16 protein-coding genes are annotated in these 16,785 nt (G+C 32.3%); 10 read left to right on the top strand and 6 right to left on the bottom strand.

Going from position 1 to position 16,785, the window contains the following annotated elements; genetic code table 11:
* Positions 1–237 precede the first annotated feature (237 nt).
* From DM800_RS24010 to DM800_RS23995, 4 genes are all read left to right on the top strand, one after another.
* Positions 238–1,260: a hypothetical protein gene (locus DM800_RS24010; protein ID WP_147787751.1), complete on the top strand. Its 1,023-nt coding sequence runs from the start codon at positions 238–240 to the stop codon at positions 1,258–1,260.
* 223 nt (positions 1,261–1,483) lie between these two features.
* On the top strand, positions 1,484–3,001 hold the full coding sequence (locus DM800_RS24005; protein ID WP_147787750.1) for a glycosyltransferase family 2 protein: 1,518 nt from the start codon (positions 1,484–1,486) through the stop codon (positions 2,999–3,001).
* A gap of 52 nt (positions 3,002–3,053) precedes the next feature.
* Positions 3,054–5,375: a bifunctional glycosyltransferase/dipeptidyl aminopeptidase/acylaminoacyl peptidase gene (locus DM800_RS24000; RefSeq protein WP_137015277.1), complete on the top strand. Its 2,322-nt coding sequence runs from the start codon at positions 3,054–3,056 to the stop codon at positions 5,373–5,375.
* 568 nt (positions 5,376–5,943) lie between these two features.
* Positions 5,944–6,186 carry a hypothetical protein gene (locus tag DM800_RS23995; protein WP_000752473.1) on the top strand — a complete coding sequence of 81 codons (243 nt, stop codon included), beginning with the start codon at positions 5,944–5,946 and terminating at the stop codon, positions 6,184–6,186.
* Positions 6,187–6,327: 141 nt separating this feature from the next.
* Here the strand turns inward: DM800_RS23995 and DM800_RS23990 are convergent, their stop codons facing one another.
* Both DM800_RS23990 and DM800_RS23985 read right to left on the bottom strand, forming a co-directional pair.
* A complete protein-coding gene (locus DM800_RS23990; RefSeq protein WP_098133127.1) occupies positions 6,328–7,815 on the bottom strand; it encodes a glycosyltransferase in 1,488 nt (495 codons plus the stop codon).
* A gap of 87 nt (positions 7,816–7,902) precedes the next feature.
* On the bottom strand, positions 7,903–8,163 hold the full coding sequence (locus DM800_RS23985) for a hypothetical protein (protein ID WP_087984622.1): 261 nt from the start codon (positions 8,161–8,163) through the stop codon (positions 7,903–7,905).
* A 403-nt stretch (positions 8,164–8,566) separates the two neighbouring features.
* Here DM800_RS23985 and DM800_RS23980 point away from each other — a divergent pair, with 403 nt between their 5' ends.
* Entirely contained in the window at positions 8,567–10,024 is a 1,458-nt protein-coding gene (locus DM800_RS23980; protein ID WP_088063937.1) for an MFS transporter, read from the top strand.
* Between the two features lie 58 nt (positions 10,025–10,082).
* Here the strand turns inward: DM800_RS23980 and DM800_RS23975 are convergent, their stop codons facing one another.
* Genes DM800_RS23975 through DM800_RS23965 form a run of 3 tightly spaced genes read right to left on the bottom strand, consistent with a single transcriptional unit; the run spans position 10,083 to position 13,256 of the window.
* Complete coding sequence (locus DM800_RS23975) at positions 10,083–11,192, bottom strand: DUF4018 domain-containing protein (protein WP_147787749.1); 1,110 nt, start codon at positions 11,190–11,192, stop codon at positions 10,083–10,085.
* Positions 11,167–12,330, bottom strand: a complete 1,164-nt coding sequence (locus DM800_RS23970) for a DUF58 domain-containing protein (protein WP_147787748.1) — start codon at positions 12,328–12,330, stop codon at positions 11,167–11,169. The genes DM800_RS23975 and DM800_RS23970 overlap by 26 nt, the downstream gene beginning before the upstream one ends.
* Positions 12,327–13,256, bottom strand: a complete 930-nt coding sequence (locus DM800_RS23965) for an AAA family ATPase (RefSeq protein WP_147787747.1) — start codon at positions 13,254–13,256, stop codon at positions 12,327–12,329. The genes DM800_RS23970 and DM800_RS23965 overlap by 4 nt, the downstream gene beginning before the upstream one ends.
* Before the next feature lie 204 nt (positions 13,257–13,460).
* On the opposite strand from DM800_RS23965, the gene DM800_RS23960 reads away from it, so the two are divergent.
* Both DM800_RS23960 and DM800_RS23955 read left to right on the top strand, forming a co-directional pair.
* Positions 13,461–13,778 carry a PadR family transcriptional regulator gene (locus tag DM800_RS23960; RefSeq protein ID WP_131934331.1) on the top strand — a complete coding sequence of 106 codons (318 nt, stop codon included), beginning with the start codon at positions 13,461–13,463 and terminating at the stop codon, positions 13,776–13,778.
* A 7-nt stretch (positions 13,779–13,785) separates the two neighbouring features.
* The gene (locus DM800_RS23955; RefSeq protein ID WP_088609179.1) at positions 13,786–14,322 is read left to right on the top strand and encodes a DUF2812 domain-containing protein; all 537 of its coding nucleotides are present in this window, start codon (positions 13,786–13,788) and stop codon (positions 14,320–14,322) included.
* Positions 14,323–14,687: 365 nt separating this feature from the next.
* On the opposite strand, the gene DM800_RS23950 is transcribed toward DM800_RS23955, so the two are convergent.
* Positions 14,688–14,936, bottom strand: a complete 249-nt coding sequence (locus DM800_RS23950; protein WP_048547666.1) for a hypothetical protein — start codon at positions 14,934–14,936, stop codon at positions 14,688–14,690.
* Between the two features lie 282 nt (positions 14,937–15,218).
* On the opposite strand from DM800_RS23950, the gene DM800_RS23945 reads away from it, so the two are divergent.
* From DM800_RS23945 to DM800_RS23935, 3 genes are read left to right on the top strand one after another with little or no spacing between them, the layout of a single operon-like run.
* On the top strand, positions 15,219–15,602 hold the full coding sequence (locus tag DM800_RS23945) for a VOC family protein (RefSeq protein ID WP_001049855.1): 384 nt from the start codon (positions 15,219–15,221) through the stop codon (positions 15,600–15,602).
* A gap of 14 nt (positions 15,603–15,616) precedes the next feature.
* Positions 15,617–16,159, top strand: a complete 543-nt coding sequence (locus DM800_RS23940; RefSeq protein ID WP_088063816.1) for a GNAT family N-acetyltransferase — start codon at positions 15,617–15,619, stop codon at positions 16,157–16,159.
* On the top strand, positions 16,159–16,740 hold the full coding sequence (locus DM800_RS23935) for a kinase (RefSeq protein ID WP_147787746.1): 582 nt from the start codon (positions 16,159–16,161) through the stop codon (positions 16,738–16,740). Before DM800_RS23940 ends, DM800_RS23935 begins: the two co-directional genes overlap by 1 nt.
* Positions 16,741–16,785 lie beyond the last annotated feature (45 nt).

The following is a 16,785-nucleotide window of genomic DNA, read 5'->3' as shown; positions in this document are numbered from 1 at the left end:
TGGGGTGCATTTTTTATAGTTGAATTTTGTAAAATACAGTTGTTGGTAAATGATAACGAAAAAAATAGAAGGGATTTCATTATATTTGATACATGATTGAATGATATTTTACTGTTGAAGAAAAGAGAAAGTAAATATAAAGATAGTAGATAAAACGAGTGGTACTAACAACGAGTGATAGAACGTTTTGAAAATAATAGCATACGAATATATAAATAATAAGAATGAGGTGATATATTGGAAAATAATGATATTCAATTTACTTCTTTACAAATGAGAACGGATAAATATGGTTGGGCTAGTATTCAATATGCAAATAAAAAGCAAGCCATCTTATATACTCGAAACGGAGGAGTAGAATGGGATGTTGTTAATCCTCTAAATTCAATTGTATTATTTGCATATCCAATAAACGCTCGAAGCTCTTGGGCATATGGTTTAACAAAAACGAATGACGATCTATTGCCAGCTATATTTTATACAGTTAATAGAGGGGAAAGATGGAGTGAGTTTATTTTACCGGTTGAAGAAGATTGGGAGAAATCGACTGATGTTCAAGTGCAATTGCATGCTACGAATATGGATAGTATATGGATTGTATTATCTAGAAAGCTTGCATCAAATAAATTTGAACATAATTTATACTATTTGAAAACGAAAGGGAAAGCTTGGAAAGTAATAAAAAATATAAGTATTAGTGATAGTATTTCAGGGATAACATTTATAAACGATTTAGTCGGATTTATTTCATTACAAAAACATTATGAAACATCAACGGTATTTAAAACAATAAATGGTGGGGAAAGTTGGCAAGCTATAAAAGATATTCCAAGTCTTGAAGGGATTAATACTGGGACTGCTATGGCTTATAAAGCAATCTACAAAAATAACCTATTAGTAATACCAACTAAAATGAATGATGATAAATTTTTAATGAATTACTCATTTGATAAGGGGAATTCGTGGCATATTTCAAATAAAACAATAAATACTAGTAAAGTGGCTGTTTCTTTTTTTAGTTCCTATTATGGCTGGGTTATAAATAGTGAAAATGGAAGTGTATATCAAATAATAAAAAAAGGATCAAAATGGATAAAAGTATCAAGTAATCCATTGTTAAAAAATGTATTTTGTTTGCATTTTTTTAATCGGCGTAAAGGTTGGGCGTGTAATAAAAAAGAAATATTTACTACAACAGATCGCGGTATAACATGGAAAAAGGTAGTATATAAAATTAATAATATTGATAAATTTGTTTAATAGAGTCCTAAAGAAATTAGGACTTTTTTTGTTTTTAAATGGTGAGAGTTGTAACAAACAATGATAAGAGGAAGGAGGTAAGTGCAGAACTTATATTTTCAAAAATAGACGGTTGTTTTTACACAGTATAATTCACTTTTGAATATGTTAATAAAGTAGCAAATTCATAGGAAATGGTAATACTTAATATTTTATGTCACATGATGTGTAAAGGGGGCGTGTAATGAAATCGTTAACGGTTATTATTTTGTATAGTGAAAGAGCACAAATATTAGAAGAGTCAATTCAATCTATATGGAAGCTAAATCCTCTTGAAATTATAATTTTCGTTCCTAACGATAGAAGTAATTTGTATGAAATAGCAAAGAAACATAAATGCCATATTGTTTTGATGGATAAATATAGTACGTATTATGATGGGTATGAAGCTTCTGTAAAGGCAGCTAAAGGAGATGTATTGTTATTTGTAGATAGTAATTTTTTATTATCTTCAAATGAAATGAAGAATTTTATTGAGCCAGTTGTTACAAATCAGGCTGATGTAGTATTAAACAAAATAGATAAATTTATAGAAGTTGGTAAATGTCCAAATATGGATATTGTTTGGAGAAAAATGTTAAATGAAATTTTAAGTCGACCAGATTTAAAAAGCAATTCAATACTTTCATTACCATATGCACTTACGAAAGAAGTAGTGGTAAATATCGGCTTTGATTATATAAAAAATATCGTTCTAGCTCATATGAACATAGTTAATCAAGGCTGGCGGATTAACGATCAATATGCAATAAAAACGTTATCTAGAGATGAAACGTTAGAAGAGGAAGGTTATTTAGTTAAAAAAGAATTGTCAGAAAACGAAAGGGAGAAAGTGGGAAAATATTTAATCAGTATTTCTAAATGGATAGAGAAAAAGGGAAAAAGAGTAGGGTTTACTGATGCAGGAAAAAGAAGAGATATTATTCAAAAGTTAGGTGAATGCAAGCGATATCCTTCTTATCATCGAGGATGGGGTATGAATTCATCAATTTATGACGGGAAGCAACTTTCTGTCATTATACCAGTGCAAAATGAAGAAGAGACTATAGAACAAGTAATACTTGAGGCAAGAAAAATAGAACCGCTAGAAATAATTGTCGTTGTAAATGGTTCGACAGATCAAACGGCCAATATTGCTAAAAGACTTGGTGCTACTATTATTGAATATAATGAACGACTTGGTCATAATGTTGGACGTGCTATTGGAGCACTTGAAGCTACAGGAGATATCCTTTTATTTATTGATGGTGATTTTAGTGTTTCAGGAAGTAATTTGCATCACTTTACAAAAGCAGTTTCAGCGGGTGTAGACATAGCATTAAATGATTTGAATCCGATGTTACATCCTCCGTTTTATGTTGTAGACGTCGTAAAGTATATGCTTAATTTAGCATATAATCGTCCAGAATTAAGTAATGGCTCATTAGTAGCAATTCCACATGCTATGAGTAGATCATGTTTAGATGCAATAGGCTGGGAAAGTTTACTATGCCCTAGTCTTGCACAAGTAAAAGCTATATTACAAGGGTATAGAGTAGAATGTGTACATTACGTTGATGTTGTAAAACCGAATAGAATTCGTTTAATGGAGAATGTAAGTCATAATGGACATCCTCCAGCGGTATTAAGAATAATTGGTGATCACGTTGAAGCTCTCTCTTACTTAATAGAACACCTTGAAATAGATGGAAAGGGTGATTAAACTGTTAGACCAGTACAAAAAAATTAACATTTCATATGAAGAATTATGGCAAATGGATTTTCAAACTACAGAACCATTTATACTCAAGGTTGATTGGGGTAAAGTAACGTATGAATTTTTAATTCGTATTAAGCCGGGTGCTTCTAACACTATTGTTTTTGGATCCGGAGCAGGTGGATTTCAAGAACAGCCAATCGGTCCACCTATTTTTCATAGACATTCTTGGATGGAAGAGTTTGAAGATACTGTTATATATTATAATGATCCTACATTATATCTTGGAAAATTATCTTTAGGTTGGGGACAAGGGGAGTTAGATAGATTTTACTTACAAGATATAGCAAATATTTTAGAAATATTATTTACAAAGTTAAAAATTGATTCGAAAAATGTGTTGTTTTATGGCAGTTCCGGGGGAGGGTTTATGTCTTTAATTTTAGCTGGATTCGTTAAGGGCTCCACAGTTTTAATTAATAATCCTCAAACAAATTTATTAAAATGGATACCTGTACCAATAAATCTAGTTTTCGATTTGTCTTATCCAGGTTTATCAAGAGAAGAAGTTGAGGAGAAATTTGGCGAAAGAATTAATGTTGTGAAATTTTTTAATCACATTAAATATGTACCGAATATTTATTTTTTGCAAAATTTCGCGTGTGAATTTGATGTGCAAAATCATTTAATACCATTCATTTCTGAATTAGAACAACTGGATAAAGATACAGAAGTAAATCAAATTGTAATAGACTTATATTTCGATAAAAAAGCAGGGCATGCAGCGGTAGGTAAGAGTGAAACAATTGAATATATAAAAAAAGTAAAGCCTAATCAGACTGTAAAAAAAGAACAAAAAGAAGTGGCACTGTCAGTCGTTATAGTTTTAGGAGAAGAAAAATCGAAATTGAATCAAATTTTAAACAAAGTGCACCATATAAAACCATTAGAAATTATCATTGTAGCTGATGATAGAATGAGTGCGATACAATCCATACCTACATTTGTTGAGAGTAACGTTGTTGTTATTGAAGAGAAAAATAAATGGAAAGCACCAGTTTATGGGGCGAAAATCGCTAATGGAGATGTAATTTTATTTTTAAATGGAGAAGATGTTATTTTTTCGGTAGAATTAGAACGATTTATAGAACCACTACTAAAAAAGGAACAGGATGTAATCTTGAATAACATAGACTCTGTATGTTTTGAAAAGATGAGAGTAGAATGGCCAAGCATTGCTATGGTGTATAGAAAAATAGTAAACGATGTATTGGGGCGTATGGATTTAAAATATGATTCGATGTTATCTATGCCATATGCTATTACTAAAAAAGCAATTGAAGACATTGGATATGATATCTTGCAGAACCCTATTCTGTCCCAAGTAACTCTTATTGAGAAAGGGTGGCGACTACAATCCTCGTCAGCCATCACTAACACCTCCTTGAATAATATACCCGCAAACAAAACCTCTTTCTATAAAAATGAATTAACTAAATTAGAAGTATGTGAGATTAAAGAGAATGTAAAAGCTTTGGAAAGTTGGTTACAACGAAAAGATGATAGAGGTAACTATACAGATGGAGGAAGAAAAAGAGAAATTATAGAGCAGCTAAAAAAACAAAAGAATTATTCGCGTTTCCATAAAGGATGGGGTATGAATTCATCAATTTATAATGGAAAACAGTTATCAATTATTATACCGGCACAAAATGAAGAAGCGACGATTAAAGAAGTTATTCTTGAGGCAAGAAAAGTTGAACCGAAAGAAATAATTGTTGTCATTAATGGATCAACAGATCAGACAGAAGTAATCGCAAAACAATTAGGAGCAACAGTAATTGTTTATCAAGAAAGATTAGGGCATGATGTAGGACGGGCAATTGGTGCACAAGAAGCCACAGGGGATATACTTCTCTTTATTGATGCTGATTTTGCCATTCCAGCAAAAGACCTTCATCCATTAACGCAGGCTGTTGCGGATGGTGTTGATATGGTTTTAAATGATTTAAATTTAAATCTTAGATTTCCTCTATATATTGTAAGTTTATATAAATATATGTTGAATATTGCTTGTAACCGTAAAGATTTAGGAGTGGGATCTACAATTGCTGTTCCCCACGCTATTAGTCGAAAATGTTTAGAGGGAATTGGCTGGGATACTCTTCATACAGCGTGTGTTGCGCAAGTAAAGGCAATATTAGAAGGATATAAAGTTGAATGTGTCCATTTTGTAGATGTAATGAAACCAAATCGTATTCGTCCAAATGAGCACTTTGCAACAGTAGGACATCCACCAGCTGTATTGAGAATTACCGGTGATCATGTAGAAGGGCTTTCATATTTACTAAAGAATAGGGATTTTAAAGATTTATTTTAATTTGGAAGCTACTTTACTAATAAGCGTAGAATAGTAACGGATAGAGTATAAGTTGAGTATTCGAATGAAAACAAAATTTAAAAAAGTGACCATTTTGGTTCAGGTGTAAGTGAAAAGTAAAAACTTCTTAAAATACATGAAGAGGTTTTTACTTTTTTATTTTAACTTATTTTAAGTATATCAAGTGAAAAATAAATAAAGAAGTAACGATAAGTTCTATATAACTTAATATCAGATGCAAGTAAGGAGGGAATACCTTTTCTTACATCAATAAAAGGTGTTTTAATATGTATTTAGAAATTAAGGTCTATCCAAATGTTGGGGCAGAAATATCTCTAAGGTGCAATTATGAATTTTCATCTGATTTTAATGTAATACCATTTACCGCATGTATTTCTATTTCAGTAAAAGATGATCTGAATTTATTAATTAATTTATCTAGTTTAATAATAAATTAAACATATATAAAACTGATAAGAAAATAGCAGCTAATTTATAAAATTTAGTAGGAGAGTCGTGTCTAAATTCGATAAACTGCATATATTGTTAAGAGAAAGGAGGGAGAGTTATGGCATGTACTACGAATAATGTTTGTTTAGATGTGTGTCTTAAAATTACAATTACCCCTGGTAGTGGAATTGATGCAGAAGTGGATTGTGGGGGCACATGTGGGACAAGTCCTACAATTGTAATTAGTCCTAGTGGATCAATTGTTATTACTTTACCATTAGTTGCATGTTTCTCAATTGCACTAAAAGATGATTTAAGTGTTGAATCTTCATTAACAAGCCTCTCTTTTCAAACTTCTTAAGAAAATAAGAAATGAAAAGCCTGCCTTCTACTTTTCTTTTGAGCTGATGTAAAAATAAAAAAGATGGTTACAAACCATCTTTTTTATTCTGTCATATATTAAAAATGAGATAATATATTATTTAGTAGGCAGGATGTATAATTAAAAGTACTCTTTTTGTTCGATCAGGTAAGAAATTGCTTCTATATGATCACCAATGATTTGTTGTGTTGCTAATGAAAGGCAACCTTGCTCAGAGAAGTGTTTTTCAGGTCGAACACGATTCATTTTATCGACGTCGACAGAATGGACATTTTGCACATGAAAGCCTGCTAAAATTGTTTTAACTTGACTTAAGGTTGGTGAAAGAAGTGAATCAAACCCAATTGTATGAATGCATTTTCGACTAAAAGCATGAGGGACAGCAATTGTGGATCCCATACCTAAATCTTTTCGATTACATGCTAAGTTAATAGCATATTTACATGCGGTGACGATAGAATAGGGGAGACGATACATATAGTAGTAATCTAGTTTATTTAAAGCTAAGTCCGTGCCATTTTGAATAGATTGTACAAATGGTAATAAATCACAACTAGAAATTAAGAAATCTCCATCTATAAATAATAATATGTCACCTTTGGCAAAATAGGCACCAACAGCACGTCCCGTATCATTTCCAAGTGCTTCTTCGTAACTAATAACTGTTGCATCGCAATCCTTCGCCAATTCCTCTGTTTTATCTGTTGATCCATTAACAATAACGATAATTTCAAAAGGTTTTAATTTCTGCACCTCAAAAATGACAGATTCTATCGTTTTTTCTTCATTTTGAACAGGGATGATAACTGATAATTGTTTATCTCCATAAGTATTCGAATAAAACTCTTTACCTGTAATTATTTTTGGAGTGGATTTTTGTTCCCCGTTGTGAAGCCCTAAAATAATATCCCGCTTTCGATTATTATCGGTATAGTTTCCTCTTTGATCTCGCACTAGATTGATCCAATTTGCAATGGCTGCAAGATGATAATGAATGAGTTGAGTTGAAGGAAAAAAGGGAACTTGAGGGATAGAAATGTTTAATTGATCGCAAATCCGAAATTTATGTTCAATAATTTTCATTTGTGCCAATATTGGATTTGATAAACTATCTGAAGTAATTACCTCAAGTACTTCTTTTGTCATTGCATAGGGAGGAAATAATAAGGAGTTAACATTTAAATCTGGGCGATGAAAAAAATGATTCGTAACTTGCTGCCAAATCATTGCTATATTTGGCTGTTGTTTTTGATAGAAAAAATTATCTAAATTATTTAATACGACGTCAGCCGATTGTTTTAGTAATGGTTGAAGAAATTGTATAAGTGAGGAGGAGTGAATAATGTAATTTTCATCTAAAAATAAGAGGTACTCTCCCTTTGCTTTTTTTGCACCAATTACATAACAATTAGTAGATTCTATCGGCTCTTTTAGTGTAATAATTTCACAATTGTAAGATCGCGCAATATCAATAGAATCATCGACACTACTGATGATAGTAAGGATAATTTCAAAAGGTTGTAGTTGTTCACATGCTTTCAAAATTTTAGGTAAATTTTTTATTTTATGTTGTATGGGGATAATAATAGAAATTGAATTTTTACACATAAGCAGTCTCCTTTTTAATCAGAGGTAGTTGTTAATAAGATTAGATAAAAGAGGAGATATATTTTCTTCTTGTTATAAGCATAACAATCATTTAGTTTTATTAGACTCACAATTTTCTTTACTTGTATTAGAACCTTTATTTATTCCAGAAGCGAGTAAATTATTGAGAACGCTAAGGTCTAATTGCAGAGGGATGGAGTTTTCGGATGGAGTTTTCTCATTTTCTTTTTTTGTAGTTAATATAGTCTTTATATTTTTAATTTCTTTATATTGTTTTAAGGTAATGAAAAATCCAGAAATAATTAAGAGAAAAGAAACAGTAGTAAGTGAAAGTATTATTTCCAACATAAAATAGCCTCCTTTAAAACTATAATAATATTATAGTTGAATGTAATAAAACAGAATTCGAGCTAATGAGTTCACTTTTTAAATATATGCAAATCTTTAGTAAAAGTTACTGGTTTCTAGGTTATAGGAAGCAATTATAGAAACGTTATAAATATAAATAAATGAAAGGTTCATTTGTAGTGTAAAGGTATATATTATATAGCCTAAACTTCATTTTATAAAAAGTTAAATAGGGTTTAAATTTATACAAAAAGAGCATTTAATTGGACAAATAATTAATTATGTGAAATAATAATAACAGACAAGGAGACGTTGATTTTCCTTAAGTGCTTCGAATTAATTTTATTCAATAAGAGAAGGTGTGCTTAAAGAAGTTAAATTAAAAAAGGAGCTGATTTATTATATGCAACAAAATAATGATTTAAATTTTGAACCTCAAGACGTTAATATTGTCAATCCTAAACAAGCCAGGAAAGCAGTAGTTGCTACTGGTATAGGGAATGCAATGGAGTGGTTTGACTTCGGATTATACGCGTATTTAGCGGTTATCTTAAGTCAATTATTCTTCTCAGGTGTTGATAATAGTGGATTGCAACTTGTACTTACATTCGGTACATTTGCAGCAGCCTTTCTCGTTCGACCAATCGGAGGTGTATTCTTTGGTAGAATAGGAGATAAGTACGGCCGAAAAATCGTGTTAAGTACTACTATTATTTTAATGGCACTTTCTACATTATTCATCGCATTACTACCAACCTATGAACAAATTGGTGTATGGGCACCAATACTACTTTTAGTTGCGCGAATGATTCAAGGCTTCTCTACAGGCGGCGAATATTCAGGAGCAATGGTTTATATCGCAGAATCTTCTCCAGATAAAAAGCGTGGTATACTCGGTAGTGGTCTTGAAATTGGAACACTCTCAGGTTACATTGCTGCATCGGTAATTGTTACCATTTTGACGTTATTGTTAACAGATGAGCAAATGCTCAGCTGGGGCTGGCGTATTCCTTTCTTAATAGCTGCACCAATTGGTTTGGTCGGTTTATATTTACGCCGTCATTTAGATGAATCTCCCATCTTTGAAGAGATGGAAAAAGCACAAGAGGAATCTGAAGACAACGAACAATTTTCATTTATGGATATATTAAAATATCACAAAAAAGACTTCTTATTAAGCACAGTAATTGTCGCCTTCTTTAATATTACGAATTATATGATTCTTTCGTATATTCCTTCTTATCTAACTCAAGTACTTAAAGTCAAAGAAACAACTGGCTTATTAATTATTTCAATTACGATGGCACTTATGATTCCACTGGCATTATATTTCGGTAAATTAAGTGATAAAATTGGTAATAAACGCGTCGTGCAAATTGGTTTACTTGGTTTAACTGTATTTGCAATTCCAGCATTTATATTAATAGGTAACGGACATATTGCTGCTATATTTGCAGGTATTTTCATTTTAGGATTCTTCCTAAGTGTATATGAAGGAACGCTACCTTCATTATTACCATCACTATTTTTCACTGATGTACGTTATCGAGCACTTTCGATCTCATTTAATATTTCTGTATCAATATTCGGTGGAACAACACCGCTCGTATGTTCATACTTAGTTCATGCTACTGGTAACCCGCTTGCACCAGCATTTTATTTAGCAGGTGTAAGTATTATTGGATTAGTCGCATTTAGTGTATTATTCGTTACAACTTCAGGACGTGCGCTAAAAGGCTCATATCCTACAGTAGAAACGAAAAAAGAAGCACACCAAATCGCTAAAGAAGACCCTGAAGAAACACTTTGGTGGCATGAAGAGTCGTTAGAAATTGAAGCAGGGAAGAATGCTTCAATTTAACAAGTAACGTAGAAGTATAAAAAGACTCCTATGAAAAAATAGGAGTCTTTTTGTTGTGTTATTTCTTTCTTTTCTTCAAACGCTTCTGATATGCATAGAGTTTTTGAATCTCTTCCTTAAATTCATGTAACAGTACGGTGTTTTCCTCATTTGAATAACGCACTGTATTATAAGCATCTATAACAATATGACTCTCAATATTTACATCTTCTTCACTATTTATTCGTCCTAACCATGCTTCAACAGTTTCTCCTCGTTTTCTATTTAAAGGAGGAGTTAACTTACTTTCAAGTTTGAAAATTTCTTTTCGAATTTCGTTATGTGGCGGTTTGTTTTGTTTCAAACGTTTTTGGCTCATACCTTCTTTATCAGTAATGATAGTAGATTCGAAGGCAGGCATATTTGGTAAACTGAATTGTTTTCGTTTTTTTATTATTTTCCAAACGACGTAAATAGCAATGGTTGTACAGACTATTATTGTAATGCTATTTATAAGTGTTGGATCAAAAGCACGTTGTCCAAATTCATCTTTAATTTGAGGATCTTTTAAATTCCCTTTATTCGACCAAAAATCGTCAGTTTCTTTTGATTCAGCTGCCGAAAATAACGGATTAATGGCGTATCCAAATCCTAAAGCAACTACTTGTACGACATAAGAAAAAAGAAGCCGAATGTATGGGAAAATAGGAATAAGGAAAGCACTAATTATTCCTATCGTAATAAGAGAAGCGAAACGTAATAACTGTTGATTACGGTTTATCCCGGTTAACCAAAATGTAATCATAATGTGTAAAACTAAAAGTAATAGTTTCCACAAAGGTGGAAAGGGCGCATAAAATATGGCTGAAATACTAAACCATACAATACCACCTAATGACTTTTGAACTGGATATCCGGGTCCAACTACATGTACGATAAAGAAGAAAAGCGGTAACATAATTGTGCCAAACAGAGAGAAAGGGAGAAAGATAGAACAACCAATTATTTGAGTCATTAACAGTATGACAAAACCTGTTGTTTTTTTCTTCATTAGTTTATGGATAAGAAATACTCCAATATAGCCTGTTGCTAAAAATATAGCAATGCCGATGAGTTCATCTCTTTCCGTTAATAACGAAAGGAGGAGCAGCAGAATAAAGTCATTAACGTGATAAAGCCAAGTTTTCAAGCTTTTCCACCATCCCTTCGTTAGTAATGAGAAACGTAGGCTGAGAGAGAAGAGGGAGTTCATTTCTCTGTAAACCAATGTATATCATTGTAGACGATCGTTCTCTTTTTCTCGTTACATAATGAAGAAATCCTTGTTTCGGAAGTAAAGTACTATCATCTGAAATACGCGCTAATTCCTCTAAAGATATTCCGTAATGTGTTTGCCCGTCGTTTAATGGTAAGTGCAGAGGACCACCTTCAGCTAATACACTAATAAATAGTTCAAACGGTATTTGATGCTTCGTTGCGTATTGACAAATGTATGTTGCAAATGAAATAAGGTCTTCTATATTATCTTTCCAACCAAATCCGCGATCAGCAGCTAAAGAAAGACAAATCGTCCAACTATAATTTTTTACAGGTTCATATTGTTTCGCTTGTAATGCCTGCATTTTAGCGGATGCTTTCCAATGAATAGAACGGAAAGATTCGCGTTCATATCGTTTAACACCGATAATAGATGTTTCATCATTGTAAAAAGAAAAATTCGTTCGATAAGATCCGGTTAAAAGTTGCTGTAGTTCTTGTAAGCCTGCTACTTCTTTAGGAGAAGGGTACACAATAATTTCAGTCCGTAATTTATCAAAAATGGGCAAATGTACAGTTAAAAGATGAAAAGGATCTTTCAAGACACATTCGAACTGTTCAATTTGAAACACACCACGTTTCGTTGCGGTTAATGTTAAATCCCACTTTTGCGCCGAATGAGCAGGTTGTGAAAACGGGAAAGAGAATAGTGTTTTTGATATTTGTGCAATTCCTTGATCTTTTTGTGGTAGTAGGGACGGATTTAAATGGAAATAACAAATGCCGTTAACGAGTGGTATATTTGCTCCGTTTTTTAAATGAATAAAAAATTGCCCAGATTCATTAGGAAAAAGCCGAGTAGTTTGTTTCTCATTTATAACTTCAAATTTCTTCTCTATGTAAGCGACATATTTATAAATAAAAATCGCAAATAAATAGTAGAAGAAAAAGAAAAACATAATGATTCGTTGTGGCATAAAAAATGTGAATAGTATAGCACCTGGCACACTTAATTGAATAATATGAAGTTGGAAAAATAAAGGTACAGTTACAACACGCTGTCCATTCATGTTTGTTCAATCTCCACTGGTACGTCAACTTCTTTTAAAATCCTTTGTATAATTTCATTTTTTGTCGTGCGTAATGCCCCTTCCATTGATAAGACGATACGATGATTCCAAACAGAAGGAACTAAAAATTGTATATCTTCTGGCGTGCAATATTCTCTGTCGCGTAAAAAGGCTAGTGCTTGAACTGCGCGTACTAAAGCTAATGTGGCACGCGGGCTTACACCATTAGCGATGTAATCATGATTTCTTGTAGCATGAGCAAGTTTAATAATGTAATGTTCTAACGGTTCTGATACGAAAATTTCTTTTACTCGTTTCTGTGCTTCTAAAATATCATCTAAAGAAATAACAGATGTGATACTTTCTAGTGGTACATCGCTACGAAAACGTCGCATCATTTGTAGTTCATCTTCTGGAGATGGATAACCAATTGAAATTGTCATTAAAAAACGATCAAGCTGTGCATCTGGTAGAGGAAACGTTCCTTGTGATTCAATTGGATTTTGCGTCGCAATAACAAAGAACGGTTTCGGAAGAGGAGTAGATTGTTTTTCAAGCGTTACTTGTCGTTCTTCCATCGATTCTAATAAACTAGACTGTGTTCTAGGCATAGCGCGGTTAATTTCATCCGCAAGCAAAATATTGGTCATAACTGGTCCAAGTCTTAATTCGAATTCACTCGTTTTCGGATTGAAATATTCAATACCTGTTACATCACTCGGAAGTACATCAGGTGTAAATTGGACACGAGAAAAATTACCACCAATACTTTTAGAAAGTGTTTTCGCAAGTAACGTTTTCCCCGTACCAGGCACATCCTCAAGCAGTACATGTCCATCAGCAAGCAAAGAAACAAGTAATAAATCAACAACATTTTCTTTACCGACAAAAACTGATCCTATATTTTCTTTCAATTTATTTATCACATGTATCATTCCTTTCAAAATATAAACGGATATTTCTATATTTTAACAAATTATTCAGAAAATTGATATGATTTTTCAATTCAAAGAAATAAATATCCAGTTATTAAATTATACTTGCATATTTTGGAATGTAGTTATACAATATCGATATACGATATATCGTCAGTCGATATATCAAGAAGCGATGTATCGGAGGTGGTTATTATGAATGCGAAAGCGAAAAAATATATTCCGTTAACAGAGGCGACATATTACATATTGTTATCACTAGTGAAACCAATGCATGGTTACGGAATTATGCAAATGGTAGAAGAGATGACAAATGGAGAAGTAAAGCTCGGTCCAGGTACTTTATATGGGAATACGACAAAGTTACTAAAAGAGATGTTAATAGTTGAAGTTGCCTCTACAGATAGAAAGAAGTGTTACGAGTTAACACCACTGGGTAGAGAAGTGTTAGAGCTAGAGTATAACAGGTTGCAGAGATCTGTAAGGAATGGGAATAGTATTTTAGGGGAGTGAATGGAAGATGGAGACTAAAAGCGTATTTAAGTTTTTTACGGCATGGAATTTAGAAAAAGAAGAAGCTTTTTTACGAAAGATGCATCAGCAAGGTTGGGCATTACAAAAATACAATTTAATGTATCAGTTTAAGAAAACTGAGCCAAAAGATGTAATATATAAAGCTGATTTTAGATTGGTTTATAGAGATTCGAAAGAACAACAACAAGAGTACTTCGAAATATACGAAATGTCTGGTTGGAAACGCGTAACAAGTTTCACAAAATGGAATTATTTTTGTAAAGAAGTAGAAGAGGTAAATGAATTACCTGATATATACTCAGAAAAGGAGACGAGGGTACAAAAGCTAAATGAGTTATTGCTATTCCTTGTTATTATATCAGTAAGTATATTACCATCAATGTATAACCTATTTTTAAGCCCGATGGAATCAAGAGTGCCAATTTGGGCGAAAGTTATGACAGGTCTTACAGGTTGTATGTGGATGTACTTCTTTATAAGACTCACTTGGAAAATTAAGAAATTAAAAAGTGAAATATTATAATAAAAAGTAGAATTAAAAAGAAGTTGATTTTGTAGGGAGAAATATCGGGATCAACTTCTTTTGGTTTTTGTAGGGAGAAATATCGGGATTAACTTCTTTTGGTTTTATATAATTGCATTTTTGTTCGCTCTTTTTTATATAATAAAACTCTATATAAAGGTAAGGGATTAATAGTTGCAAAGATTAAACCGCAATATCCCGAAAATAATAAATGAAGAAAAAACGATTCATATTGAGGATCAAAAAATAAAAGATGACAAAGAAGGTGTGAGGTGTAATTTATAATAAGGAAGAAAAATGTTTTTTCATTAACATATGAAACAAAAAACCCCCTATAGAAAAGTGGTAGGGGGTAATAAAAATGTTTAAGAAAAAGACTGATTTTGCGCAGGTTTAATAAATTGTTCTGGGTTTTCAACAAGTCCGCATACAGCACATTGGACTCTATATGTTGGTCCTTGATAGGACATATGAAAAGCATTCATCGTTTCATTTGTGTATTCTTCTTCTACTTGACCAGTTTGTGGATTTAACTTGACTGGTTTTACTTGTTGCTCAAGAATATTAAAGCGAGTACGGTTCGTTTTACAGCTTGGACATAGCATTGGTTCCATATGTATACACCTCCATTTGTAGCATTTCTTAAACTCATTAATTTTATGCAAGAAAAAAACTTTCTCAATATAAATGGGTGTTCAAAGTATTCAAAATTCAGAAAAAATAAAATATAATAAGAGTACGAACTGGTTATGTCCAAACCAAATCTCCTGTTTTATGCCAATAAGCTGGGGGGCCGAGAAATCGGCCTCGTTTTTTTGTGCTCGTTGCTATAAGGAACAAGGTTTTTATGAGACATTTGTCGAAATTTTAGGGATGGATATAAAGGAGGATGTAAAATGAATTTAAAAATGAAGTACATCATTTTATATGTAGAAAAGTTTGAAGAATGTTTAAGATTTTATAAAGATATTTTACAGTTACCTATAAAAGCAGAGCATGGTACATATATTGAATTTAATACTGGTTCTACAATTTTAGCGATGAACACAAGGCAAGATGTGAAAGAATTAACAGGACTACCACTTACAGAAGGTGAGTTACAATCTTCTCATTTTGAATTGGGATTCGTTGTTGATCATGTACAAGAAACAATCGAACAATTTAGAGAGCAAGGTATTAAAATCTTAGTTGAGCCAATTGTGAAACCGTGGGGACAAACAATTGCATACATTGCCGATCCAGATGGGAATTATATTGAAATTTGCAGTTCATTAGAATAGAAGGAGAAAAAGAGATGGGGTTTCCGAAACTAGAAACAGAACGTTTACAATTAAGAGAACTAACACTGTTAGATGCAGAAATGATGTTCCGTTATTTTTCAAAAGAATCTGTTATACGTTATTTTGGAATGGATTCTTTCGAAAATATTGAGCAAGCGAAAACGACTATTCAAACGTTTAAAAATCGTTATGAAGAAGGAACTGTATTTCGCTGGGGAATTGAGAAAAAGGGTACGGGCCAATTAATCGGAACGTGCGGATTTCATTTAATAAACAAGCATCATAAGCGAGCTGAAATTGGTTATGAACTAGATGATACATATTGGGGACAAGGGTATGCAACGGAAGCGTTACAGGCGATTTTAACTTACGGGTTTGAAACGTTACAACTTATAAGAATTGCAGCTGTTGTATATGTAGAAAATAAAGCTTCTCAAAAATTATTAAGTAAAGCAGGGTTTCAAGAAGAAGGATTACTTCGAAAACATATGATTCAAAATGGAGTTGCTCATGATACAATTTTATACTCGTTATTAAAAGAAGAGTGGAAGAAGTAATGCGTACAAATGAGCTTATAAATGTTATGAAGAAGCATAAAGAAAATAGGTTCATTTTAGGTATTGATGGACTAAGTCGATCGGGTAAAACAACATTTGTAACAAACTTAAAAGAAAATATGAAACAAGAAAGTATTCCGTTCCATATTTTTCATATTGATGATCATATAGTAGAACGTAATAAAAGGTATCATACTGGCTATGAAGAATGGTATGAGTATTATTATTTACAATGGGATATTGAATGGCTTCGGCAGAAGTTTTTTCAGAAGTTACAAAATGACACAAAACTGAAATTACCGTTCTATAATAATGAGACAGACTCAAGCGAGATGAAAAAAGTACAGATCCCCATAGTAGGCGTAATTGTAATAGAAGGTGTTTTTCTACAGAGAAAAGAATGGAGAGATTTCTTTCATTATATGGTGTATTTAGATTGTCCAAGAGAGACACGGTTTCTACGTGAGAGTGAAGAAACGCAGAAAAACCTTTCAAAGTTTGAAAATAGGTATTGGAAAGCAGAGGATTATTATTTAGAAACGGAATTGCCGAAGGATCAGGCAGATTTAGTTATAGAATGATTTGAAGAAAACCTCAACTTTTTGCTTGAATAGTTGAGGTTTCTC

The organism is Bacillus sp. AY18-3 (assembly GCF_008042305.1).
GTDB classification, from domain to species: domain Bacteria; phylum Bacillota; class Bacilli; order Bacillales; family Bacillaceae_G; genus Bacillus_A; species Bacillus_A wiedmannii.
This window is presented reverse-complemented; position numbering and strand designations above follow the sequence as displayed.